The following is a 19176-nucleotide window of genomic DNA, read 5'->3' on the forward strand; positions in this document are numbered from 1 at the left end:
ATGGTGGCAATACGCTCCTTCCGCCATTCCGGCCCGTCCTTCTCGGATCTTGTGCCCTACGCCGCGATCGTGGCGAACGGCGTCATCCTTCTCAAGGACGGTTCGCTCATGGCGGGCTGGTACTTTGCTGGGCCTGACTCTGAGAGCTCCACGGATGCGGAGCGCAACGAGGTGTCCCGGCAGATCAACGCGATCCTGTCCCGGCTCGGCACCGGCTGGATGATCCAGGTCGAGGCGGTGAGGGTTGCCACATCCGACTATCCCGCCCGCGAGGAGTGCCACTTTCCCGATGCGGTCACGCGCGCGATCGACGACGAGCGGCGCGCGCATTTTCAGGAGGGCGGGGGACATTTCGAGAGCCGCCATGCGCTGATCCTCACCTGGCGGCCGCCGGAGCGGCGGCGGTCCGGACTTGCCCGGTACGTTTATTCCGACAGCGAGAGCCGCGCCGCGCGTTATGCGGACACCGTCCTCGACAGCTTCCTGACCTCGATCCGCGAGGTCGAGCAATATCTCGGCAATGTCCTGTCGATCCGTCGCATGGTGACGCGCACGGTCGAGGAGCGAGGCGGCTTCCAGACCGCGCGCTATGACGAGCTGTTCCAGTTCATTCGCTTCTGCATCACCGGCGAGAACCACCCCGTCCGCCTTCCCGAGATCCCGATGTACCTGGACTGGCTCGCGACGGCCGAGTTCAGCCACGGCCTCACGCCGATGGTCGACAGTCATTACCTCGCGATTGTCGGCATTGACGGACTGCCGGCGGAGAGCTGGCCCGGCATTCTCAATTCGCTCGACCTGATGCCGCTCACCTATCGCTGGTCGTCGCGCTTCATCTTCCTCGATGACCAGGAGGCCCGCGCGCGGCTCGAGCGCACGCGCAAGAAGTGGCAACAGAAGGTCAGGCCGTTCTTCGACCAGCTCTTCCAGACGCAGTCGCGCTCCGTCGACCAGGACGCCATGGCGATGGTGGCGGAGACCGAGGACGCCATCGCCCAAGCTTCGTCGCAGCTGGTCGCCTATGGCTACTACACGCCGGTGATCGTGCTGTTCGACGACAACGAAACCCGGCTACGCGAGAAGGCGGAAGCCGTCCGCCGGCTCGTCCAGGCCGAGGGCTTCGGCGCGCGGATCGAGACCATCAACGCGACGGAAGCCTTCCTCGGCAGCCTGCCCGGCAACTGGTACGCGAACATCCGCGAGCCGCTGATCAACACCCGCAACCTCGCCGACCTGGTCCCGCTGAATTCCGTGTGGTCGGGCGCGCCGACGGCGCCTTGCCCCTACTATTCGCCTGGCTCGCCGCCGCTCATGCTGGTGGCGAGCGGCTCGACGCCGTTTCGCCTGAATCTCCACGTCGACGACGTCGGCCATACGCTGATCTTCGGACCAACCGGCTCCGGCAAGTCGACGCTGCTGGCTCTGATCGCCGCGCAATTCCGGCGCTACGCACAGGCGCAGATCTTCGCGTTCGACAAGGGCCGCTCGATGTTGCCGCTCACCTTGGCCGCCGGTGGCGACCACTACGAGATCGGCGAGAACGATGGCGATGGCGCTCCGACGCTCGCCTTCTGCCCGCTTTCCGAGCTCGCCACGGACGGCGACCGCGCCTGGGCGTCGGAATGGATCGAAACGCTGGTGGCGCTGCAGGGCGTGACGATCACGCCCGACCATCGCAATGCCATTTCGCGCCAGGTCGGCCTGATGGCGTCGGCGAACGGACGCTCGCTCTCCGATTTCGTGTCGGGCGTGCAGATGAGGGAGATCAAGGAAGCGTTGCACCACTACACCGTCGACGGGCCGATGGGTCAGCTGCTCGATGCGGAAAGCGACGGGCTGTCACTACGCTCCTTCCAGACCTTCGAGATCGAGCAGCTGATGAACATGGGCGAGCGCAGCCTCGTGCCCGTCCTGCTCTATCTGTTCCGCCGGATCGAGAAGCGGCTGACTGGCGCGCCGAGCCTCATCGTGCTCGACGAGGCGTGGCTGATGCTCGGTCACCAGACCTTCAGAGATAAAATCCGCGAATGGCTGAAAGTGCTGCGCAAGGCCAACTGTGCGGTCATCCTGGCGACGCAGTCGATCTCGGATGCCGAGCGCTCCGGTATCATCGACGTGCTGAAGGAATCCTGCCCGACCAAGATATGCCTGCCGAACGGCGCGGCGCGCGAGCCGGGTACACGCGAATTCTACGAGCGCATCGGCTTCAACGAGCGCCAGATCGAGATCGTCGCGACCGCGCTCCCGAAACGGGAATATTACGTCGCTTCGCCCGAAGGCCGGCGCCTGTTCGACATGGCGCTCGGTCCGGTCGCGCTCTCCTTCGCCGGCGCCTCCGGCAAGGAAGACCTCAAACAGATTGCCGCGCTGAAGTCCGAACATGGCGACCGCTGGCCGGAACGCTGGCTCCAACAGAGAGGAATTGGCAATGCCGAAGCACTCCTTCTCAACCGTTAGGCTCGCCGCCGGCGCGGCGTTCATCGCGGTGATGGCTCATGTCTCGCCGGCTGTCTCCGGAGCTGCAACGGGTGGGGCGACGGAATGGACGCAGCTCCTGAACAACGGCGAGCTCGTGACGCTCGTGACCAAGTCGGCCGAGCAGATCAACAACCAGGTCACTCAGATCACGCAGCTCGCCCAGCAGATCCAGAACCAGCTGCGCATCTACGAGAACATGCTGCAGAACACGGCGCAGTTGCCGAACCAGGTCTGGGGGCAGGTGGAGAATGATTTGAACCGGCTGCGCAGCCTCGCGGCGCAAGGGCAGGGTATCGCCTTCTCGATGAGCAATGCCGACGACGTGCTGAAGCAGCGCTTCCAGAGCTATGCCGACTTCAAGACCAATCTGCCGAGCGGGACGAGCTTCGCCTCGACCTATCAAAACTGGTCGACGACCAATCGCGACACGATCGCCGGCACGCTGAAGGCAGCCGGCCTCACCGCCGAGCAGTTCTCGTCGGAAGAGTCGACGATGAGCTCTCTCCGCACGATGTCCCAATCGGCCGACGGGCAGATGAAGGCGCTCCAGGTCGGTCATCAGATCGCCGCGCAGCAGGTCGCGCAGTTCCAGAAGCTTCGCGGCCTCGTCTCCCAGCAGACGACGATGATGGGAACGTGGCTCCAGTCCAAGCAGTCTGACAAGGATCTCGCACAGGCCCGGCGCGAGCAGTTCTTCAATGCGCCGGTGAACAATGTGCGCGGCGGTGAAACCATGGAGCCCCGCTGGTGAGCCGGCCGGTCGTCATGGCGGCGCTTGCCGCAGTCCTCGCTCTCGCCGGTCTCACGGCGATCTGGTTCGTCGTCACCCCTCGGCCGGACGCGGCGGAGCCGGTCGCGCAGGAGCAACGCCAGCGCGCAGAAGATTTTCTCGGCGGCGCCCCCAATCGACCGGTGCGCGGCGGACAGGAGATGAAGCCAAGATGGTAGCCACCCGTCCGTCCCGCGCGCTCGAGATCAGCTTCATCGTCATCGCCCTCATCCTGCTCGCCAGCGCGCCGGCGCTGGCCCAGCAGGGCAGTGTCCTGACGACGCTCGAGAACCAGGTCTCGACGGCCGCCAAGGGCTGGGAGACGACGGTGATGAATGCCGCGCGCTCCCTGTTCTGGATCCTCGCCGGCACCGAGGTCGGCATCGCCGCGGTGTGGCTCGCCCTACAGGCGGCCTCGCTCGACGCCTGGTTCGCCGAACTCGTGCGCCGGATCATGTTCATCGGCCTGTTCGCCTTCATCCTCGACAGGGGACCGAGCTTCGCCAAAGCGATTGTCGACAGCCTGTTCCAGATCGGCGCCAATGGCGGCTCGGCCTCGCCGGCGAACATCTTCGACGCCGGCATTCGTGTGGCCTCGAAGATGTCGGAGCAGGCGAAGTTCGGCCTCTTTGAAGACAATGCACTCGCCATTGCCGCTGTCTTCGCCATGGTCATCGTCGTCATCGCCTTCAGCCTTGTCGCGGCGATCTTCATTGCGGTGATGGTCGAGATGTATGTCGGCTTGCTCGCCGGCATGATCATGCTCGGCCTCGGAGGTTCGTCCTTCACCAAGGACTTCGCCGTCCGATACCTCGTCTATGCCTTCTCGGTCGGCATGAAGCTGATGGCGCTGGTCATGATCGCGCGCATCGGCTCGGAAGTGCTGCTCGGGCTCGCCGAAGCGCCGACGGCCACATCCGATCAGTTCATCACGACGCTCGCCATCGCCGGCATCTCCGTCGTCGTGTTCATCATCGCCATGTATGTGCCGCCGATCGTCCAGGGCGTCGTGCAAGGCGCCTCGATCTCCGGCGGCATGGAAGCGATCCGGCACGGCGGCCAGGCGGCGACCTTCGCTGCCGGCGGCGCCTTCCTTGGGGCGAGCGCGGTGATGTCTGGCGCGTCGGCGGCGAGGAGCGCCCGAGCTAGGGGCTCCTCGATGGCGGGAGCGGCGCTGCGCGGCATGGCGGCCGGTATCGGCAATGCCGGATGGGCAGCCGGCTCGGCGGCCAAGGAAAAGGCGATCGCGGCGCCGGGCGCCTATGCCGGATCCTTGCTCGGCTTGGCCAACGCCAAGCTCGATCAGTCGCGGCAGAAATCGCCGGCGCCACCGCCGCCACCGCCGATCGAAGACAAGTGAGGGGAGACGCGCTTCAGCATGGCCGCCAGTCAGCCCGACAATCCCTATATTGCCGCTCGCCAGGAATGGAACGAGCGCTACGGCTCCTATGTGAAGGCGGCTGCCGCGTGGCGGCTCGTCGGCATCACCGGCATGCTGATGGCCGTGGTCGGCTTCAGCTACGCGCTCTATCAGAGCACGCAGGTCAAGCTCGTTCCCTACATCGTCGAGGTCGATCGCCTCGGCACGGCGGTGACGGCCGGCTTCCCCCAGCAGATCGAATATGCCGATCCTCGCGTCGTGCGCGCGACGCTCGGCACCTTCGTCTCGAACTTCCGCAGCGTGACGCCCGACGCCGTGGTGCAGAAGCAATACATCGACCGCACCTACGCGCTGCTGCGCACCTCCGATCCGGCGACCGAGAAGATCAACGCCTGGTTTCGCGGCAATTCCCCGTTCGAGAAGGCGAAGAACGCGACCGTCGCGATCGAGGTCAACAACGTCGTGCCGCTCTCCAACCAGAGCTACCAGATCGACTGGACCGAATATGAGCGCGACCGGAAGGGCAAGGAGACCGCGGTGCGCCGGTTCCGGGGCATCGCCACCGTGACACTGACCCCGCCGCAGGACGAGGGCGTCATCCGCCTCAATCCGATCGGTCTCTATCTGCGGGACTTCGAATGGACCGCCCAGCTGTGAAAGGCCCGCGCACGCCAATGACAAGAGAAGGAACGATCATTGCCGCCACGCTGCTCGCGCTGTCGGCTGTCGTGGCGATGAGTTTCGTCGCAGCGCCGGCCGCCGCCCAGGGGATGAGCGCGAACGAGGCCCGCGGCACCAACATCTCCGGACAGTGGCGCGGTTCGCGCGGGCTCGTCACCAGAGGGGCGGACGGAAAGGTGATCTTCCTCTACGGCGAGATCCAACCCTCAGTCGTCTGCTCGCCCCTGCAGGTCTGCGATATCGAGCTGCAGGCCGGCGAGGTGGTGCGTGATGTGCTCGTCGGCGACACGGTGCGCTGGAAGGTCGAGCCGGCGACGTCCGGAGCCGTGGGCGGGCAGGCGATCCATCTGATCGTCAAGCCGGCCGAGCCGGGGCTTGTCACCTCGATGGTGGTGACGACGTCGCGGCGCACCTACCACATCCAGCTCAAATCGCATCAGAGCCAGTACATGGCGCGCATCGGCTTCGAATATCCCGAGGACGTCTCGACCCGCCTTTCCGACATCAATGCGAGGCTCGAGGCCAGCACCATCCCGGGCGCCGGCGTGCCGGCCGAGCAGCTGAACTTCCAGTACAGCGTCAGCGGCAATGCTGGCTGGCGGCCGACGCGTGTCTATTCGGACGGCCAGAAGACCTACATCCAGTTTCCGCGCTCGATGTCCGGACAGGACGCCCCGGTGCTCTTCGTCGTCTCCGGTGGCCAGAACCGCATCGTCAACTACCGCATGAAGGGCAACATGATGGTGGTCGACTATCATGTCGATCGCGCCATTCTCGTCTCCGGCGTCGGCTGGCACCAGGACAAGATCACCATCAGCAGGGGAGGGTAGGTGATGACCCCGCGACACCTCGTCCCCCGCCTCCTTGTCGTCGCCCTGGCCGCCGCGCTGCTCGCCGGCTGCCAGACCTTCGGAACTGACGGCCTCGTGGCCAGCTCCGCGCCGCAGGAGATCTCCGGCCCCGCCGCAAGCGCCATCGCCGGCGACATGGTCAGCCGCCTGGCCGAACATGTCGGACCGGGTACCGGCACCATCGTGCTGAAGCCCGATGGCTCGCCGTTTGGCGGCGCGCTCGAGGCCTCGCTGAAGACCTGGGGCTATGCCGTGGTCAGCGATCAGAAGGCCGAAGGCGAGAAGCTCATTCCGCTCGCCTATGTGATCGGCAGCTATGATGGCCAGGTGCTCGCGCGCCTCTCGACCGGCTCGCTCGATCTTGGCCGCGCCTACACCGCGACCGCGGCCGGCGCGACGCCGACAAGTCCGTTGTCAGTCATGCAGCGCGGGTGAGGGGAGGGGAACATGGTTCAATCCCTCAAGCTCGGCGGCGAAGCGGCCGAACCGAAGATCCGGCGGATCAATCGCCTGCCGATCGTGATCGCAATCGTTCTCATCGTCGCCTTCCTCGCCGTGATCATTTACGGGCTAAGCTCGCGCGGACTGTATTTTTCGCGCAACCCGTCGATCGAGCAGGCCGGTGGTGCCCCGGCGTCCACCTATGCCGACCAATTGAAGCGTGGCGTCTCGGATGGGATCATCGGCGATCCCGCGGAGGCGCCGGTGTTTCAGCCGACGCCTCCGGAACGAACCGAGCCGGCGGCCGCGCCAAAGCCCGCCGTCGTCCAGCCTGAGCGCGCAACGGCCGAAGGCGAGCCGGACGCTGTTTGGCGCGCTCGGCTCAAGCGAGAGGCCGATGAGCAATATTATCGCGAGTTGCAACGCCAACGCATGGCGCGGATGCAGGCCAACGACACGGCCTATGACTCACCGATCGCTGTCAACGTCGACAAGTTGCGCAGCAACGCGCGGAGCGATACCGCGGCCTCGCAGCCCGCTGGCGCCAGTGCCACGGGCGCCGGCGCGGCCGCCGATCTCTACGGCGCCGCGCTCCGCGCCGGCCTCACCGGCCAGAACCTGGACCCGAACGCCCAACGGACGAAGGAGGACTTCTTCAATGCCGACATCAAGGAGCTCGGCTATCTCCCCAACCAGGTCGTGCCGCAGCGCTCGCTCTATGAGCTCAAGCGCGGCTCGGTGATCCCCGCGACGCTCATCACCGGCATCAACTCCGACCTTCCCGGCCGCATCACCGCGCAGGTCAGCCAGAACGTCTACGACAGCGCCACCGGGCACCGCCTGCTCATCCCGCAGGGAACGAAGCTGTTCGGTCGCTATGACAGCAAGGTCTCGTTCGGCCAGTCCCGCGTGCTCGTCGTTTGGACTGACATCATCTTCCCGAACGGATCGACGCTGCAGATCGGCGGCATGGCCGGGACCGATGCCGAGGGCTATGGCGGCTTCAATGACAAGGTGAACAACCACTATCTGAAGACATTTGGGTCCGCGATCCTGCTCGCCGTCATCGGCGCTGGCATGGACATGGCGATCCCGCAAAACAACAATCCGTTCGACAATGGAAACAGCGCCGAGGATGCCGCGCGGCGGAATTTCGCGGAGACCTTCGGTCGGGTTGCCGAGCGAACCATCAACAAGAACCTCGACGTCCAACCGACGCTTGAAATCCGGCCCGGCTACAAGTTCAACGTCCTCGTCGATCAGGACATCATCTTTCCCGGGGTCTATCATGGCTGAGAGGAGGGATTGGCAGATTGGCGGTTTGGTTCGATTGGATGAACGTGATTCTCTCCGTGGCGAATGTGGCTTGCGCCCTATTGTTCAAGCCGGAATGGCAGTCACCCTCTTGTTGGGCACGACGGTCGCGATGGTCTTCTAATATTCGTGGTGGTTCCGGTCGACCGCAGCACGACGGCCGTGATGGCCCGACACCGCGCTTCATCGCGGCTTGGCTGCTGACAGCAATGCAGGCCTGGGACGCGACATGCCGCCCAATATCGCCGGCGTCGGCGAACACCTCCTCGACGAAGGGAACGGTGGGCGTTGTGTTGCCAGCAATTGACCTGCAGCGACACGATCTTTCACTCTGGCGGGATGAGTGAACAAAGCGAAACCGCACATCAGTTTCGACGTGGCGCTTACCACCTATGAATTTGCCGGCGTAGTTGCCGCACGATCCGCCGGCTTGGCTCGTCTTCACCCTCTGTCTGTCGATGATGCAGGCGATCAGCGAAGCCGCGCCTGCCGCGTTTCCGGCCAATCATCAACAGGGGATGGATCAGAGCTTCGAAGACGCCTATGTTCCTAACTCATAGGACTTACGAGGTTCCGCCAGGGCGCAAACCAGCGATAGGCCTTGCTTTCTCGCCGCCACAATCGTCTGCTTTCGAACTATCAGCGGGCCTTGTTAGGTGTTTTTAGTTGATTACCCTCAAGTCGGGATCCGATACGATCGATGCCGCACTGTCTACTTCCCCACCATCGCTCTCGCTGCCGCCGTCATCTTATGACTGTGAGCCATGATTAATGAGTTCAGATATATTTTGAAAAGCGAATAATATATCATTATTATCTATTTGTCATACGCCTATGCGAAAGTAACATACAATTCGTTGTATGGCAATTTTTGGTAAATAGCTCGCCAGACTCGTGAGCGACTGCCACAGATATACTATTTGACATGCGACGCGATTCAACCGCATCGTCTACAGATCTTTACATATTATTTTGAGAAAAAGTATATATTTATGTAATGTAAAGTTGTATTTTATTCTCTTTCAAATAATTGATAACTAGTTCGGAATTGAAAACGGGAGAGGAAGTTGAGAATTGTGCCGTCTTTCCATGCAATGATATTTGCCGGGCTCGGCCGGGCGTTCCGCGTTCTCCGGCTGCCGCTGATGACGCTTCCCGCCCTTGCCACGCTGGCGTGCAGCGCCCAGGCCGCCGATAGCTGCGCGTTCTACAAGGGCAAAACCGTCGAGCTGGTGGTGCCGTTCTCGGCGGGCGGCGGCTACGATATCTATGGCCGCATGGTTGCCAAATATATGGGCGACGAACTCGGCGCAGCGCACATGATCGTGCGCAACCAGCCCGGCGCCGGCGGCCTGCTCGCGACCAACCAGACCTGGAGCGCGCCTCCCACGGGCCTGCGCATCGAGCTCATGCCGACCAGCGGCATGATCACCGCCGAGCTTGGCGGGGCCGATGGCGTGCAATTCAAGAGCGGCGGCTTTTCCTGGATCGGCCGCCTGACCGGCGAGCCTGACATCGTGGGTACCTATCCCGGCAGCCCATTGAAGACTGTCGACGATCTCAAGCGCCTGTCGGCCGAGCGCACCGTGAAGATCGGCTCGGTCGGCCTCGGCGACATGGACTATGTCGAGGGCGAGCTGATGGGCCTCGTGCTTGGGTTGAACTACAATGTCGTCACCGGCTTTGCGAGCGTGCCGGAGGTCTATTCCGCACTGAGCCGCGGCGAGCTCGACATGTCGACGGCCTCCATCAGCGCCTTCCAATTGGCTCAGAAGGCCGACGCGGCCCGCCCCCTCTGGATCATCGGCAACGAGGCCGTCGCAGCTTTGCCCGAGGCCAAGCCGCTGGGCGAAGTGGTCGATCCCAAGTATCGACCGCTGGTCAAGGTGTTCGCCGACGTGATCGCGGCGGGCAGGGGGCTGGCCGGGCCGCCCGGCCTGCCGGCAGACCGGCTGCAATGCCTGCGGGACGCCTTCGACCGCACGGTGCGAAGCGAGGGGTTCCTGACGGATGCGCAGAAGCTGAACCGCCCGGTGACGCCGCTCGGCGGGGTGGCGACCGCCCAGCTCGTCGACGGCGTGACGAATGATGCGCCGAAGGAGTATGTCGATCTGCTCCGGAAATCCTACGCGAAGTAGATGGCATGCGCGAAGCAGGTGGCACCATGTCCTGGCATTTGTCGTTGGCGCATTGGGGCGCGTTCGAGGCGCGGGTGGCGGATGGGCGGGTGGAGGAGGTCCGCCCGTTTCGGCTGGATCCGCATCCCTCGCCGCTCATCCAGTCGATTCCTTCGGCGGTGCATTCGCCGGCCCGCATCACCCAGCCGATGGTCCGCGAGGGCTTCCTGCGGCGGCGTGGCGGCGATGCCGCCCGGCGGCGCGGCGGCGAGCCTTTCGTCCCGGTGTCGTGGGACGAAGCGCTGGCGCTGGTGGCGGACGAGATCGAACGCGTGCGCACCGCGTATGGCAATCAGGCCATCCTCGGCGGATCCTATGGCTGGTCGAGCGCGGGGCGCATCAACCATGCGCGCACGCTCGCACGCCGCTTCCTGTTCTCGGCCAGCGGCTGCGTCGACCAGGCGACGAATTACAGCTTCGGCGCCGCCTCTGTCCTGCTGCCGCATGTGGTCGGCGGCACGGAGGCGGTGTCAGGGCCAGTCAGCACCTGGCCGACCATCATCGGCAATACCGGGATCATGCTGCTGTTCGGCGGCATGAACGTGAAGAACTCCTTCGTGACCACCGGTGGCGCCGGCGCGCATGAATTTTCCGACTGGCTGCGGCGCGCCCGCGCGGCGGGAGTGGAGTTCATCAATATCAGCCCGATCGCCAGCGACGTGCCGGATTTCCTCGAGGCTCGCTGGCTGCCGATCCGCCCCGGCAGCGACACCGCGCTGATCCTGGCGCTGGCCCATACGCTCCTCTCACCTACCATCCCCACCTGCATTGCATCGTGCCGGGCGGTGGCGTCTCGCCCGACGGCACCCGCTGGATCTCGTGCAGGCCGGGCTTCTTTTTGCCCGTGCGCGTGCTGTCGCGCCTGTTTCGCCGCCGCTTTCTGGAGGAACTGCGAGTGGCCCATGATGCGGGTCGGCTGGGCTTCTTCGGCGATCTCGCCCACCTGGCAAAGCCTGATGCCTTCGTCCGCATGCTCGCCGAGGCTCGTCGCCGTCAATGGGTCGTCTACGCCAAGCCACCCTTCGGCGGGCCGGAGCAGGTGCTTGCCTATCTCGGCCGCTACACCCATCGCGTCGCCATCGCCAACTCCCGGCTGATCAGCATGGACGACGATCGCGTCGCGTTCCGCTGGCGAGATTATCGCCACAGCGGCAAGACGAAGGTCATGACGCTCGACGCCCACGAGTTCATCCGTCGCTTCCTGCTGCATACGTTGCCGGACGGCTTCCATCGCATCCGCCACTACGGCTTCCTCGCCAATGGTCATCGCACAACCAGGCTCGAACTGTGCCGCAGGCTGCTGGCCAGACCGCGGCAGAACGCTCTCGAACCGGATGCCGAAAGCGTCGCTGTCGCCGCCGCGCATCGCTGCCCCTGTTGCGGAGGACCGATGATCACGCTCGCCATCTGGCGGTGCGGACAAGCGCCGCCGAGCCCTTTCTGGAGCGACACCTCATGATCGCGCCCGGCGCGTCCTCATCGCCATGCTCCGCATCCGTCGCCATGGGCGTCGGAACGCCAACTCCTGGCCCATCGCACAAGGGCGGAAGCAGCCAGGTTGGTGATGAGAGGCACAGCAATCTGACCGACGGCACCGGCCATCAAAATTCCGCCCTCTATCGTGGCGTCCTGGGGTCGGAACAAGAGCAGTGCGAAATCGTACGCTAAGGTCGAACAAAATGAGAACTCATGCGGCTCGCCGTAGTCCAGCCGAGAGCCTCAGCGACCGGAAACCCTCCAGTAGATGCTGCTCGCTATCCCAGGTGTAGATGCCTGTCAGATTGATATGCTCCCAGCTCAGCGGGGAGATGTGCTTGAGCAGATGATCCGGAATCTCGCGACGCACGCTGCGCAAGTGGGAGACGGCTCGTTCGATATAGACCGTATTCCAGTGTACGATCGCGCTGACGACGAGGTTGAGGCCGGACGCGCGGAAGGCTTGGCTTTCGAACGATCGGTCCCGGATCTCTCCGCGATCGTGGAAGAAGACGGCGCGCTTCAGCTTATGCGCTGCCTCGCCCTTGTTGAGGCCGGCCTGGCAGCGCCGGCGCAGCGCTGGACTCAAATACCATTCGATCATGAACAGCGATCGCTCGATCCGGCCAAGTTCCCGCAGCGCCTTTGCGAGCTGGCTTCCCTTCGAGGATACTGACAGCTTCTTCAGGATCGTGGACGGCACCACGGCGCGCGTCGTGATCGACGCTGCCAGATGAAGCAGATCGTCCCAATGGTCGAGAATCAGAGTGGTGTCGATAGGTGCCCCGATGTGGTTCGACAGCGCCGAATATGCATCGCCTTTCTCGAATGTGTGGAATTTCCGGTCCTTGAGGTTGCGCAGCCGAGGCGCAAAGCGTTTGCCGATTAGGGCGAACAGTCCGAAGACATGGTCGCTTGCACCGCCCGTATCGGTGAAGTGTTCCTGGATATCGAGGATCGTGTCCTGATCGAACAGCCCATCGAGCACATAGGCGGCCTCGTTTTCGGTTGGGCTGATGGGCAGGATGCTGAAGTAGCCATACTGATCTGACAGATGGCTGTAGAATTTGGAACCCGGCTCGCTGCCGTAATGCAAATTGATGTCGCCGCGCTTTGCGGCTCGGTCGCTCGCGCGGAAGAATTGGCCATCAGACGATGAGGTTGTTCCATTGCCCCAAAGTCGAGAATGCGGATGCCGGGTGTGTGCATCGGTGACACATGCTTGCGCTGCGCGATATGTCTCCGACCGGGCGTGGAATGTGCGCATCCAGCCGATCTGATGGGCGCTGATTCCTTTGGATGCGTTGGCCATTCGCTTCGGGCCAAGATTGGTTGCATCCGCTAGCACGCCAGCCAGCATGGCCGACACGTCCCTCGGAGCGTCACCCGTACGGACATGCGTGAAGTGATCGGCGAAGCCAGTCCAATCATGCACTTCCTTTAACAGGTCGGGCACGTCGACCATCGGATACATGTCGCTGATCTCCGCATTGAGTTCTTCGGCAGCGGCAGGGACCTCGCCGGCGGTTGGCGTGACGATCAAGGTCCCGGCTTCAAGACGAACACCCTCGAGCCTTCCCGACCGTGCCCTGTGCGCCAGGTGCTTCAGGTTGAAGTCGAGCATCTGACGCGCTTCGGTGAGCCAAGCCACGCCATCACCCTGAACGCCCAGTCCAAGGCGACCCTCATCCTTCATGGTGGTGAATGTTGACCGCGGCATGAGATGCTCATCGATCGGACGGAAGGATCGGCTGCCATCGACCCAAATGTCTGCAGATCGCAGCCGGTCTCGCAAGGCCGCGAGCGTCGCAATCTCGTAGAGACGGCGATCAGGCCTTCCTCGTTCGAAGATGAGCCGACGATCAGCTTGGCTGAGGTGGGTGACCGGGACGCGATCCGGGAGTGTCCGACGGCTCTCGGCATGCAGGCGTTTCAGCAGCGAAATTGCTGCGAGAAGCGGATCGTGTCGCCGCGCGGATTGGAACGAGAAGGCCTGTAGGAACGCACCGGCATATTTGTTGACGGCCCCATATTGCTCGGCCGCCAGGGCCAAAGGCGACGCCTCGTTGTCCTCGACCATCGACTCAAGTTCAGGCTTCATCCGCAGCAACCGGTGCCATCCGACTTCCTGATCGAGAACCTCCAATGCGTTCCGGCCATAGTCGTTCGCAGACTGCAGAGCGGTAATAGTGTCGAGGAACATGCGCAGCGCCTTGGCGGTGTCCGGCCTGCAGTCCATGTGTCGCTGTTTCTTGCGGTTATTGGCTTGCGAGAACTGTCGACCCATCAGTTTGATGAACATCGCGACAGCATCGTCGGTTAGCTTCTGGCCGAGCTTGATGACCTGCGCCACGATCAGAGCGTGACGGCGACTGGCATTGAAATCGTTGGCCAGCCATGCCGGCGTAGCGTTCCCCTCTCGGATCATCTGGTTCCACCGTCCGGACGATATGCGCATCTGCAGTTTCGGATCGATTTCCAGCGCCCGCAGGAAGGCAATTCGTTCGGTCAGACCAACCAGGTTCGACGCACCCGGCGCTTCTGGCGCCGAGCGCAGCCAATGAAAGCGCGTCTGACCGATCGACAAATCAACCTCCAACAGCCTGTCCAATGATTGGAGTGTATCGAGCGGTACGTCTTCGATCAGCGTTCTTTCCGCCCGACGGCGGGCTATAGCACGGCCGGCAAGGCCGATGCGTTCGATTGTATTGATCGCTGGCAGAAGAGATCCACGTTCACGCAATGTGGTAACAATAGAACCGGCTATCTCAGCACCGTCGTCGGACATTGCCGCCGCCTGAATTGCAGCCAATAGCGCGGCTCGACGATCTTGTGCCGTCGCGCTTCTCGTATCCAAATACGCCATGAGGCGCGCCGTGTGATCACGACGGGTTTCTTCACGGCGTGCATAGAGCGCAAATGCTTCTGGATCAGCGCCGATTTGGTCAGCAACATATCGAAGCATGGCACGGGGCGGAACCTCTTCCGCCCCCAGCACCCGGCCAGGGTATCGCATCAGACATAGCTGAACGGCGAAACCAAGCCGATTATGCTCACGCCTCCGCAATTCAATCTCCAGACGATCTGCCGATGACAACGAATAGTGCCGGATCAGGCTATCCTCGTCGGCTGGTATATTGAAAAGCGTCCGTCGATCATGAACTTTGAGAAGCTTCCGTTTTGCCATTGCCCTACTCCCAAGGACTAATCTGGCGGGAGCGTTGTCGAGTCGGACGTACGAAGGAACCAAAACCGGTGCCAGACGGTGCCAATCCACAGAGATCGGAGCCCCCGAGATCCGACATGGTTCATGTTCCGTTCGCCCTTAGCGTACGATTTCGCACTGCTCTTGTTCTGACCCCAGCATGTCAGGTGTTGTGGGTGTGGAGTCTGGATTGTCGAGTCGGACGGCCGAGAAATCGTGCGAACCGGACATCGCGCGCCGGGCGGCCGCGGTGCCACGATATTCGCCCGAAGGCGGGTGGTCGCGGAGCCCTTGCCGGAGACGGTTGCGGTCGGCGCGATCGACGCCGGCCTGAAGGGGCAAGGCGCGGCTTTGGGATTGACGTCATTTTACCGCCAGGACGATCTTGCCTTGAATGTGCCCCTTGGCAGCTCGCTCGTGCGCAAGCCGCGCGTCGGCAAGGGCATAGGTGCTATCGAGGACGACCCGGATCGTGCCTGCAGCAAGCAAGCTTCCAATCTCCGCCAGCTGCGCGCCACTCGACCGGACCTGAGTCGCCGAGACCCTGACGCCCAGCTTTTTCGCATCCTCCGCGCCGGTGAAGCCAAGAGGAAAGACAGGAAACAGTGCGCCGCCCGGCTTCAGCGTGCGCAAAAACCGTCCGGTGCCGGGTCCGCCCACGGCGTCGACCACAAGATCGACGTCATGCGCCACGTCCTCGGGAGGCGTCTTGGTGTAGTCGATGAACGCGTCGGCGCCGAGATCGCGCAGAAGCGCCTCGTGCTTGCCCGACGCCACGGCGATAACATGGGCGCCTTTCAGCTTGGCGATCTGCACCGCGAAATGTCCGACGCCGCCAGCCGCTCCATTGACGAGAACGGTCTTGCCTTCCAACGGTACCGGCACATGCGGATACGGTTGTAGCGGGTTGGGCGCGTCGTGCCCCAGATCGACCAGAAACTGCCACGCGGTGAGCAGCGACATTCGCGCCCCCGCGGCGTGCGCATGGTCGATCCCGGCCGGCTTGATCGCGACTTCGGAAGCCGGCACGCTGACATACTCGGCGTAAGCCCTGCTGTCGCCAGCGAGGCCAGAGGGAAATCGGACCATCGAATAGACCTCGTCACCCACGGAGAAACCTTCGACATCGCCGGCCACGGCCTCGACGACGCCGGAGATGTCGGTCCCGAGGATGAGCGGGAACGACACCCGCGGCTGCCATTCGGGCGGAAGCATCTTGTAGCCCTCACGCAGATACCAGTCGGGTGGATTGAGGCCGACGGCGTGAACCCGGACCAGCACTTCGCCTGGCTTCAACTCAGGCTTCGGGGCATCCTCATAGACCAGCACCTCGGGACCGCCGAACGCGTGCTGCCGGATCGCCTTTATTGTATCGCTCATCATGATCTCCTTTCGCCGTTCGGTGCTCAGACATCGATATAATTCCAGTCCCGGCATTGAAAATCTGCTCCAATGGCGCTTCAATAGTGCCATGAAGGAACAAATGCTTTTGGAGCGGTTGACCGGCCTCATCGCATTCGCGCGCACCGGCTCGACGGGCAGCTTCACCGCCGCTGCGCGCTCCCTGTCGATCTCCCCCTCGGCCGTCAGCAAGAGCATCTAACGTCTTGAGCGGCATCTGGGGGTTGCGCTCTTCACCCGCACGACCCGGTCGCTGGCGCTCACGGCGGAGGGTCGCGATCTGCATGAGCGAGCGCTGCGGCTGCTGGGCGAGGCGGAAGCGATCGAGCAGGCGGCGATGAGCGCGCGTTCGGAACCGTCTGGCACCTTGCGGGTGGCGGCGTCACTGCCGATCGGACTGCATGTGATCGCGCCCGCTCTGCCTGCGTTCCGAAAGCGTCATCCCAACGTGACGGTCGATCTCAGACTGACTGACAGGATTGTGGACATCATTGAGGACCGGCTGGCGGCGGCGCCACTATCGTGTTTGTGGGGTTAAAGGCAAACGATCTTCAGACGCTCAACCTGTCGTGCATCTCTGACGATGCGCAGGGTGAGCGGCTGGAAATCCTCTGGGATGCCGAATCGGTGCCGTCGTGCTCGATGAGGATGGATGGCGGAATCCCCACGCAATACGGCGCCGGTGTCGGCTTCGCCGTGCCCGACCGGCGCGCCGAGATGTCGCACCGGATCGGCCTGTCCGACCTGCTGAAACCGGCGGCGCGAAGCTGACATCTCCGTCACGGTGGACGCACGCGTTCCTCCCGCCTATGTCGCCCGTCAGCCGAGGCTGCGGGCAATCAGCCGGCTCAGCCTTTCCGAGAACGCCTTCGCATCACTCGGGCGATCGCCGTCGAGCACGCGCGCGGTGTCGAGCAGCAGGTGCGCAACATCCGCGCGCACCGCGTCGTCGCCGTTGCCGGCAAGGCCCACGATCATCGCATGCTTCGGATTCAGCTCCAGGATCGGCTTCGCCGCGCTGCCCAGTCGCCCGGAAGCGGCGAGGAGGCGCTCGAACTGCCGGTCCGGGCCGCTCTCGGCGGCGACAAGGCAGACGGCGCTGTCGGTGAGGCGGTCGGAGGCACGCACATCCGCGATCTCCTCGCCGAGCACATCCTTCATCACGGCGATGAGCGCCTGCACCTCCACGCTCGCGTCCGCTGGAGGCTGCGCGCCGGCGTCGAGCAGCGGGATCAGCCCGAGATCGGCCGCCCCCTGCGTGATGGACTTGAACGGCTTGCCTTCGTAATCGAGTCCGCTCGAGGTCCAGAAGCTGTCGACCGGATCGGCGAGCAGCAGCACCTCGATGCCGCGGGCTCGGAAGCCTTCCAGATGCGGAGAGTTGGCGATGCGGGCGGCATCATCGCCGACGATGTAGTAGATCGCCGTCTGGTTCTCCCTCAACGCCGCGGCATAGTCCTTCAGGCTGCGCCAGCCCTCGCCTGAGGCCGTCGACTTGAAGCGGGCGAGGCCGAGCAGTTGCTCGCGGCGCTCGAAGTCCTCATAAAGGCCTTCCTTGATGACGGCGCCGAAATTCTCCCAGATCTTGCCGAAACCCTCGGCGTCCTGCTCGGCCAGCCTCACCAGCTCGGAAAGGACGCGGTTGCTGACGCCCTTGCGGATCGCGCCGAGCAGCGGACTGTCCTGGATCATCTCGCGCGAGACGTTGAGCGGCAGGTCGGCACTGTCGACGATGCCGCGCATGAATCGCAGATAGCGCGGCAGGATCTCCGCGTCGTCGGTGATGAAGACGCGTTTCACATAGAGCTTGATGCGGCCCTTGCGGTCGGCGTCGAACAGGTCGAACGGCCGCGCGCCCGGCACGAACAGCAGGCCGGTATATTCGTGGCGGCCCTCGGCGCGGAAATGGATGGTGGCGGCCGGCTCGTCATACTGGCCGGCGACGCTGCGGTAGAAGTCGGTGTAGTCCTGCGCCGCGATGTCGCTCTTCGATTTGGTCCACAGCGCGGCGCCGTCCGAGAGCGGCTTCGCCTCCTCGCCCGGCTTCTCGATGAAGGTGATCGGTACCGGCACATGGCCGGACTGCTCCTTGACGATGCGCTCCAGCGTCCAGCGCTCGGCATAGGATTTGGCGTCCTCCATCAGGTGAAGGGTGACGCGGGTGCCGCGCGCCGGCGCCGCGTCGAGCGCGGCGGGGGCGACGGAGAACGTGCCCTTGCCGTCGGACGCCCAGAGCCACGCCTCCTCACTGCCGGCGCGACGGCTGATTACCTCGACCTTCGACGCCACCATGAAGGCGGAATAGAAGCCGACCCCGAACTGGCCGATCAGCTGCGCGCCTTCTTTCCCTTCCGCGCCGGCGATGCGGTCCATGAAGCTGCGCGTGCCGGAGCGGGCGATGGTGCCGAGCGCTTCGATCAGCTCATCATGGCTCATGCCGATGCCGTTATCGGCGATGGCGAGCGTGCCCGCCTCCGGATCGGCGGAAATGGTGATGGCGAGCTTGGGGTCGTCGCCGAGCAACTGAGGCGCCGCGATCGCCTCGTAGCGCAGCTTCTCGCAGGCGTCCGCCGCGTTGGAGATCAACTCCCGCAGGAATACGTCCCGGTCGGAATAGACCGAGTGCACCATCATGTGCAGCAGGCGGGAAACATCGGCTTCGAAGGGGCGGCTCTCGGAGGTCTCGATCGTCATTGGGATAGGTCATGCAGTTGAAAGCTGGACGCGTGACATGACAAGAACGGCGGGCGGTTGCAAGACGCGCGCAACGCCGGCAATGAACAGCCCGCGGCCGGGCACGGGCTCCATCCATAGCGAGCTGCGGTCCGGCATGCTCTGATCTCACATGCCAGCAGCACAGCTCGCGTCAGAGGTTTGGCGGGAGCTTCGGCCCTGCGATATCTGCGGAAGATCGGTCAACTCGTCCAAAGCTTGCAGCGCCTCAAATATGTCGGAGAGGACCAGGATCTCGCCTACCTCTGGGCGGCGAAGGTCCGGCCGGT

The 19176-nt window shown here is 63.7% G+C and carries 13 protein-coding genes and 3 pseudogenes; 13 read left to right on the forward strand and 3 right to left on the reverse strand.

The features are described from left to right. From U742_RS0101730 to U742_RS23485, 11 genes and pseudogenes are all read left to right on the forward strand, one after another. The gene (locus U742_RS0101730) at nt 1–2457 is read left to right on the forward strand and encodes a conjugal transfer protein TrbE (RefSeq protein WP_029349441.1); all 2457 of its coding nucleotides are present in this window, start codon (nt 1–3) and stop codon (nt 2455–2457) included. A 31-nt stretch (nt 2458–2488) separates the two neighbouring features. After that, nucleotides 2489–3229: a P-type conjugative transfer protein TrbJ gene (trbJ, locus tag U742_RS0101735; protein WP_248310232.1), complete on the forward strand. Its 741-nt coding sequence runs from the start codon at nt 2489–2491 to the stop codon at nt 3227–3229. Continuing rightward, complete coding sequence (gene trbK / locus U742_RS22770) at nt 3226–3426, forward strand: entry exclusion protein TrbK (RefSeq protein WP_248310231.1); 201 nt, start codon at nt 3226–3228, stop codon at nt 3424–3426. The genes trbJ and trbK overlap by 4 nt, the downstream gene beginning before the upstream one ends. Then, entirely contained in the window at nt 3420–4607 is a 1188-nt protein-coding gene (gene trbL / locus U742_RS0101745) for a P-type conjugative transfer protein TrbL (RefSeq protein ID WP_029349444.1), read from the forward strand. Before trbK ends, trbL begins: the two co-directional genes overlap by 7 nt. Nucleotides 4608–4625: 18 nt before the next feature. Next, a complete protein-coding gene (locus U742_RS0101750; protein WP_029349447.1) occupies nt 4626–5285 on the forward strand; it encodes a conjugal transfer protein TrbF in 660 nt (219 codons plus the stop codon). Between the two features lie 17 nt (nt 5286–5302). Continuing rightward, nucleotides 5303–6139, forward strand: a complete 837-nt coding sequence (gene trbG / locus U742_RS0101755; protein ID WP_029349449.1) for a P-type conjugative transfer protein TrbG — start codon at nt 5303–5305, stop codon at nt 6137–6139. 3 nt (nt 6140–6142) lie between these two features. Further along, nucleotides 6143–6595, forward strand: a complete 453-nt coding sequence (gene trbH, locus U742_RS0101760; RefSeq protein ID WP_029349451.1) for a conjugal transfer protein TrbH — start codon at nt 6143–6145, stop codon at nt 6593–6595. Nucleotides 6596–6607: 12 nt separating this feature from the next. Next, nucleotides 6608–7897 (forward strand): IncP-type conjugal transfer protein TrbI, encoded by a 1290-nt coding sequence (gene trbI / locus U742_RS0101765; RefSeq protein ID WP_029349453.1) that lies wholly within the window; start codon nt 6608–6610, stop codon nt 7895–7897. Between the two features lie 1163 nt (nt 7898–9060). After that, nucleotides 9061–10053: a Bug family tripartite tricarboxylate transporter substrate binding protein gene (locus U742_RS0101770; RefSeq protein ID WP_197028144.1), complete on the forward strand. Its 993-nt coding sequence runs from the start codon at nt 9061–9063 to the stop codon at nt 10051–10053. Between the two features lie 26 nt (nt 10054–10079). Then, nucleotides 10080–10778: pseudogene (locus U742_RS23480) on the forward strand (molybdopterin-dependent oxidoreductase); the annotation flags it as partial. A 59-nt stretch (nt 10779–10837) separates the two neighbouring features. Beyond that, nucleotides 10838–11551, forward strand: a pseudogene (locus U742_RS23485) (transposase); the annotation flags it as partial. Between the two features lie 228 nt (nt 11552–11779). On the opposite strand, the gene U742_RS0101785 reads toward U742_RS23485, so the two are convergent. Both U742_RS0101785 and U742_RS0101790 read right to left on the reverse strand, forming a co-directional pair. Beyond that, nucleotides 11780–14755 (reverse strand): Tn3 family transposase, encoded by a 2976-nt coding sequence (locus U742_RS0101785; protein WP_029349460.1) that lies wholly within the window; start codon nt 14753–14755, stop codon nt 11780–11782. 381 nt (nt 14756–15136) lie between these two features. Then, entirely contained in the window at nt 15137–16156 is a 1020-nt protein-coding gene (locus tag U742_RS0101790) for an NADP-dependent oxidoreductase (protein WP_029349463.1), read from the reverse strand. Nucleotides 16157–16244: 88 nt separating this feature from the next. On the opposite strand from U742_RS0101790, the pseudogene U742_RS21820 reads away from it, so the two are divergent. Both U742_RS21820 and U742_RS23335 read left to right on the forward strand, forming a co-directional pair. Next, nucleotides 16245–16673 (forward strand): annotated as a pseudogene (locus tag U742_RS21820) (LysR family transcriptional regulator); the annotation flags it as partial. Between the two features lie 23 nt (nt 16674–16696). Further along, nucleotides 16697–16945: a hypothetical protein gene (locus U742_RS23335; RefSeq protein WP_197028147.1), complete on the forward strand. Its 249-nt coding sequence runs from the start codon at nt 16697–16699 to the stop codon at nt 16943–16945. Between the two features lie 48 nt (nt 16946–16993). Here U742_RS23335 and htpG read toward each other — a convergent pair whose 3' ends face one another. Next, the gene (gene htpG, locus U742_RS0101805) at nt 16994–18868 is read right to left on the reverse strand and encodes a molecular chaperone HtpG (protein WP_029349465.1); all 1875 of its coding nucleotides are present in this window, start codon (nt 18866–18868) and stop codon (nt 16994–16996) included. Nucleotides 18869–19176: the final 308 nt, after the last annotated feature.

The sequence above is a fragment of the Allobosea sp. 117 genome (assembly GCF_000702305.1).
Taxonomy (GTDB): Bacteria; Pseudomonadota; Alphaproteobacteria; order Rhizobiales; family Xanthobacteraceae; genus Ancylobacter.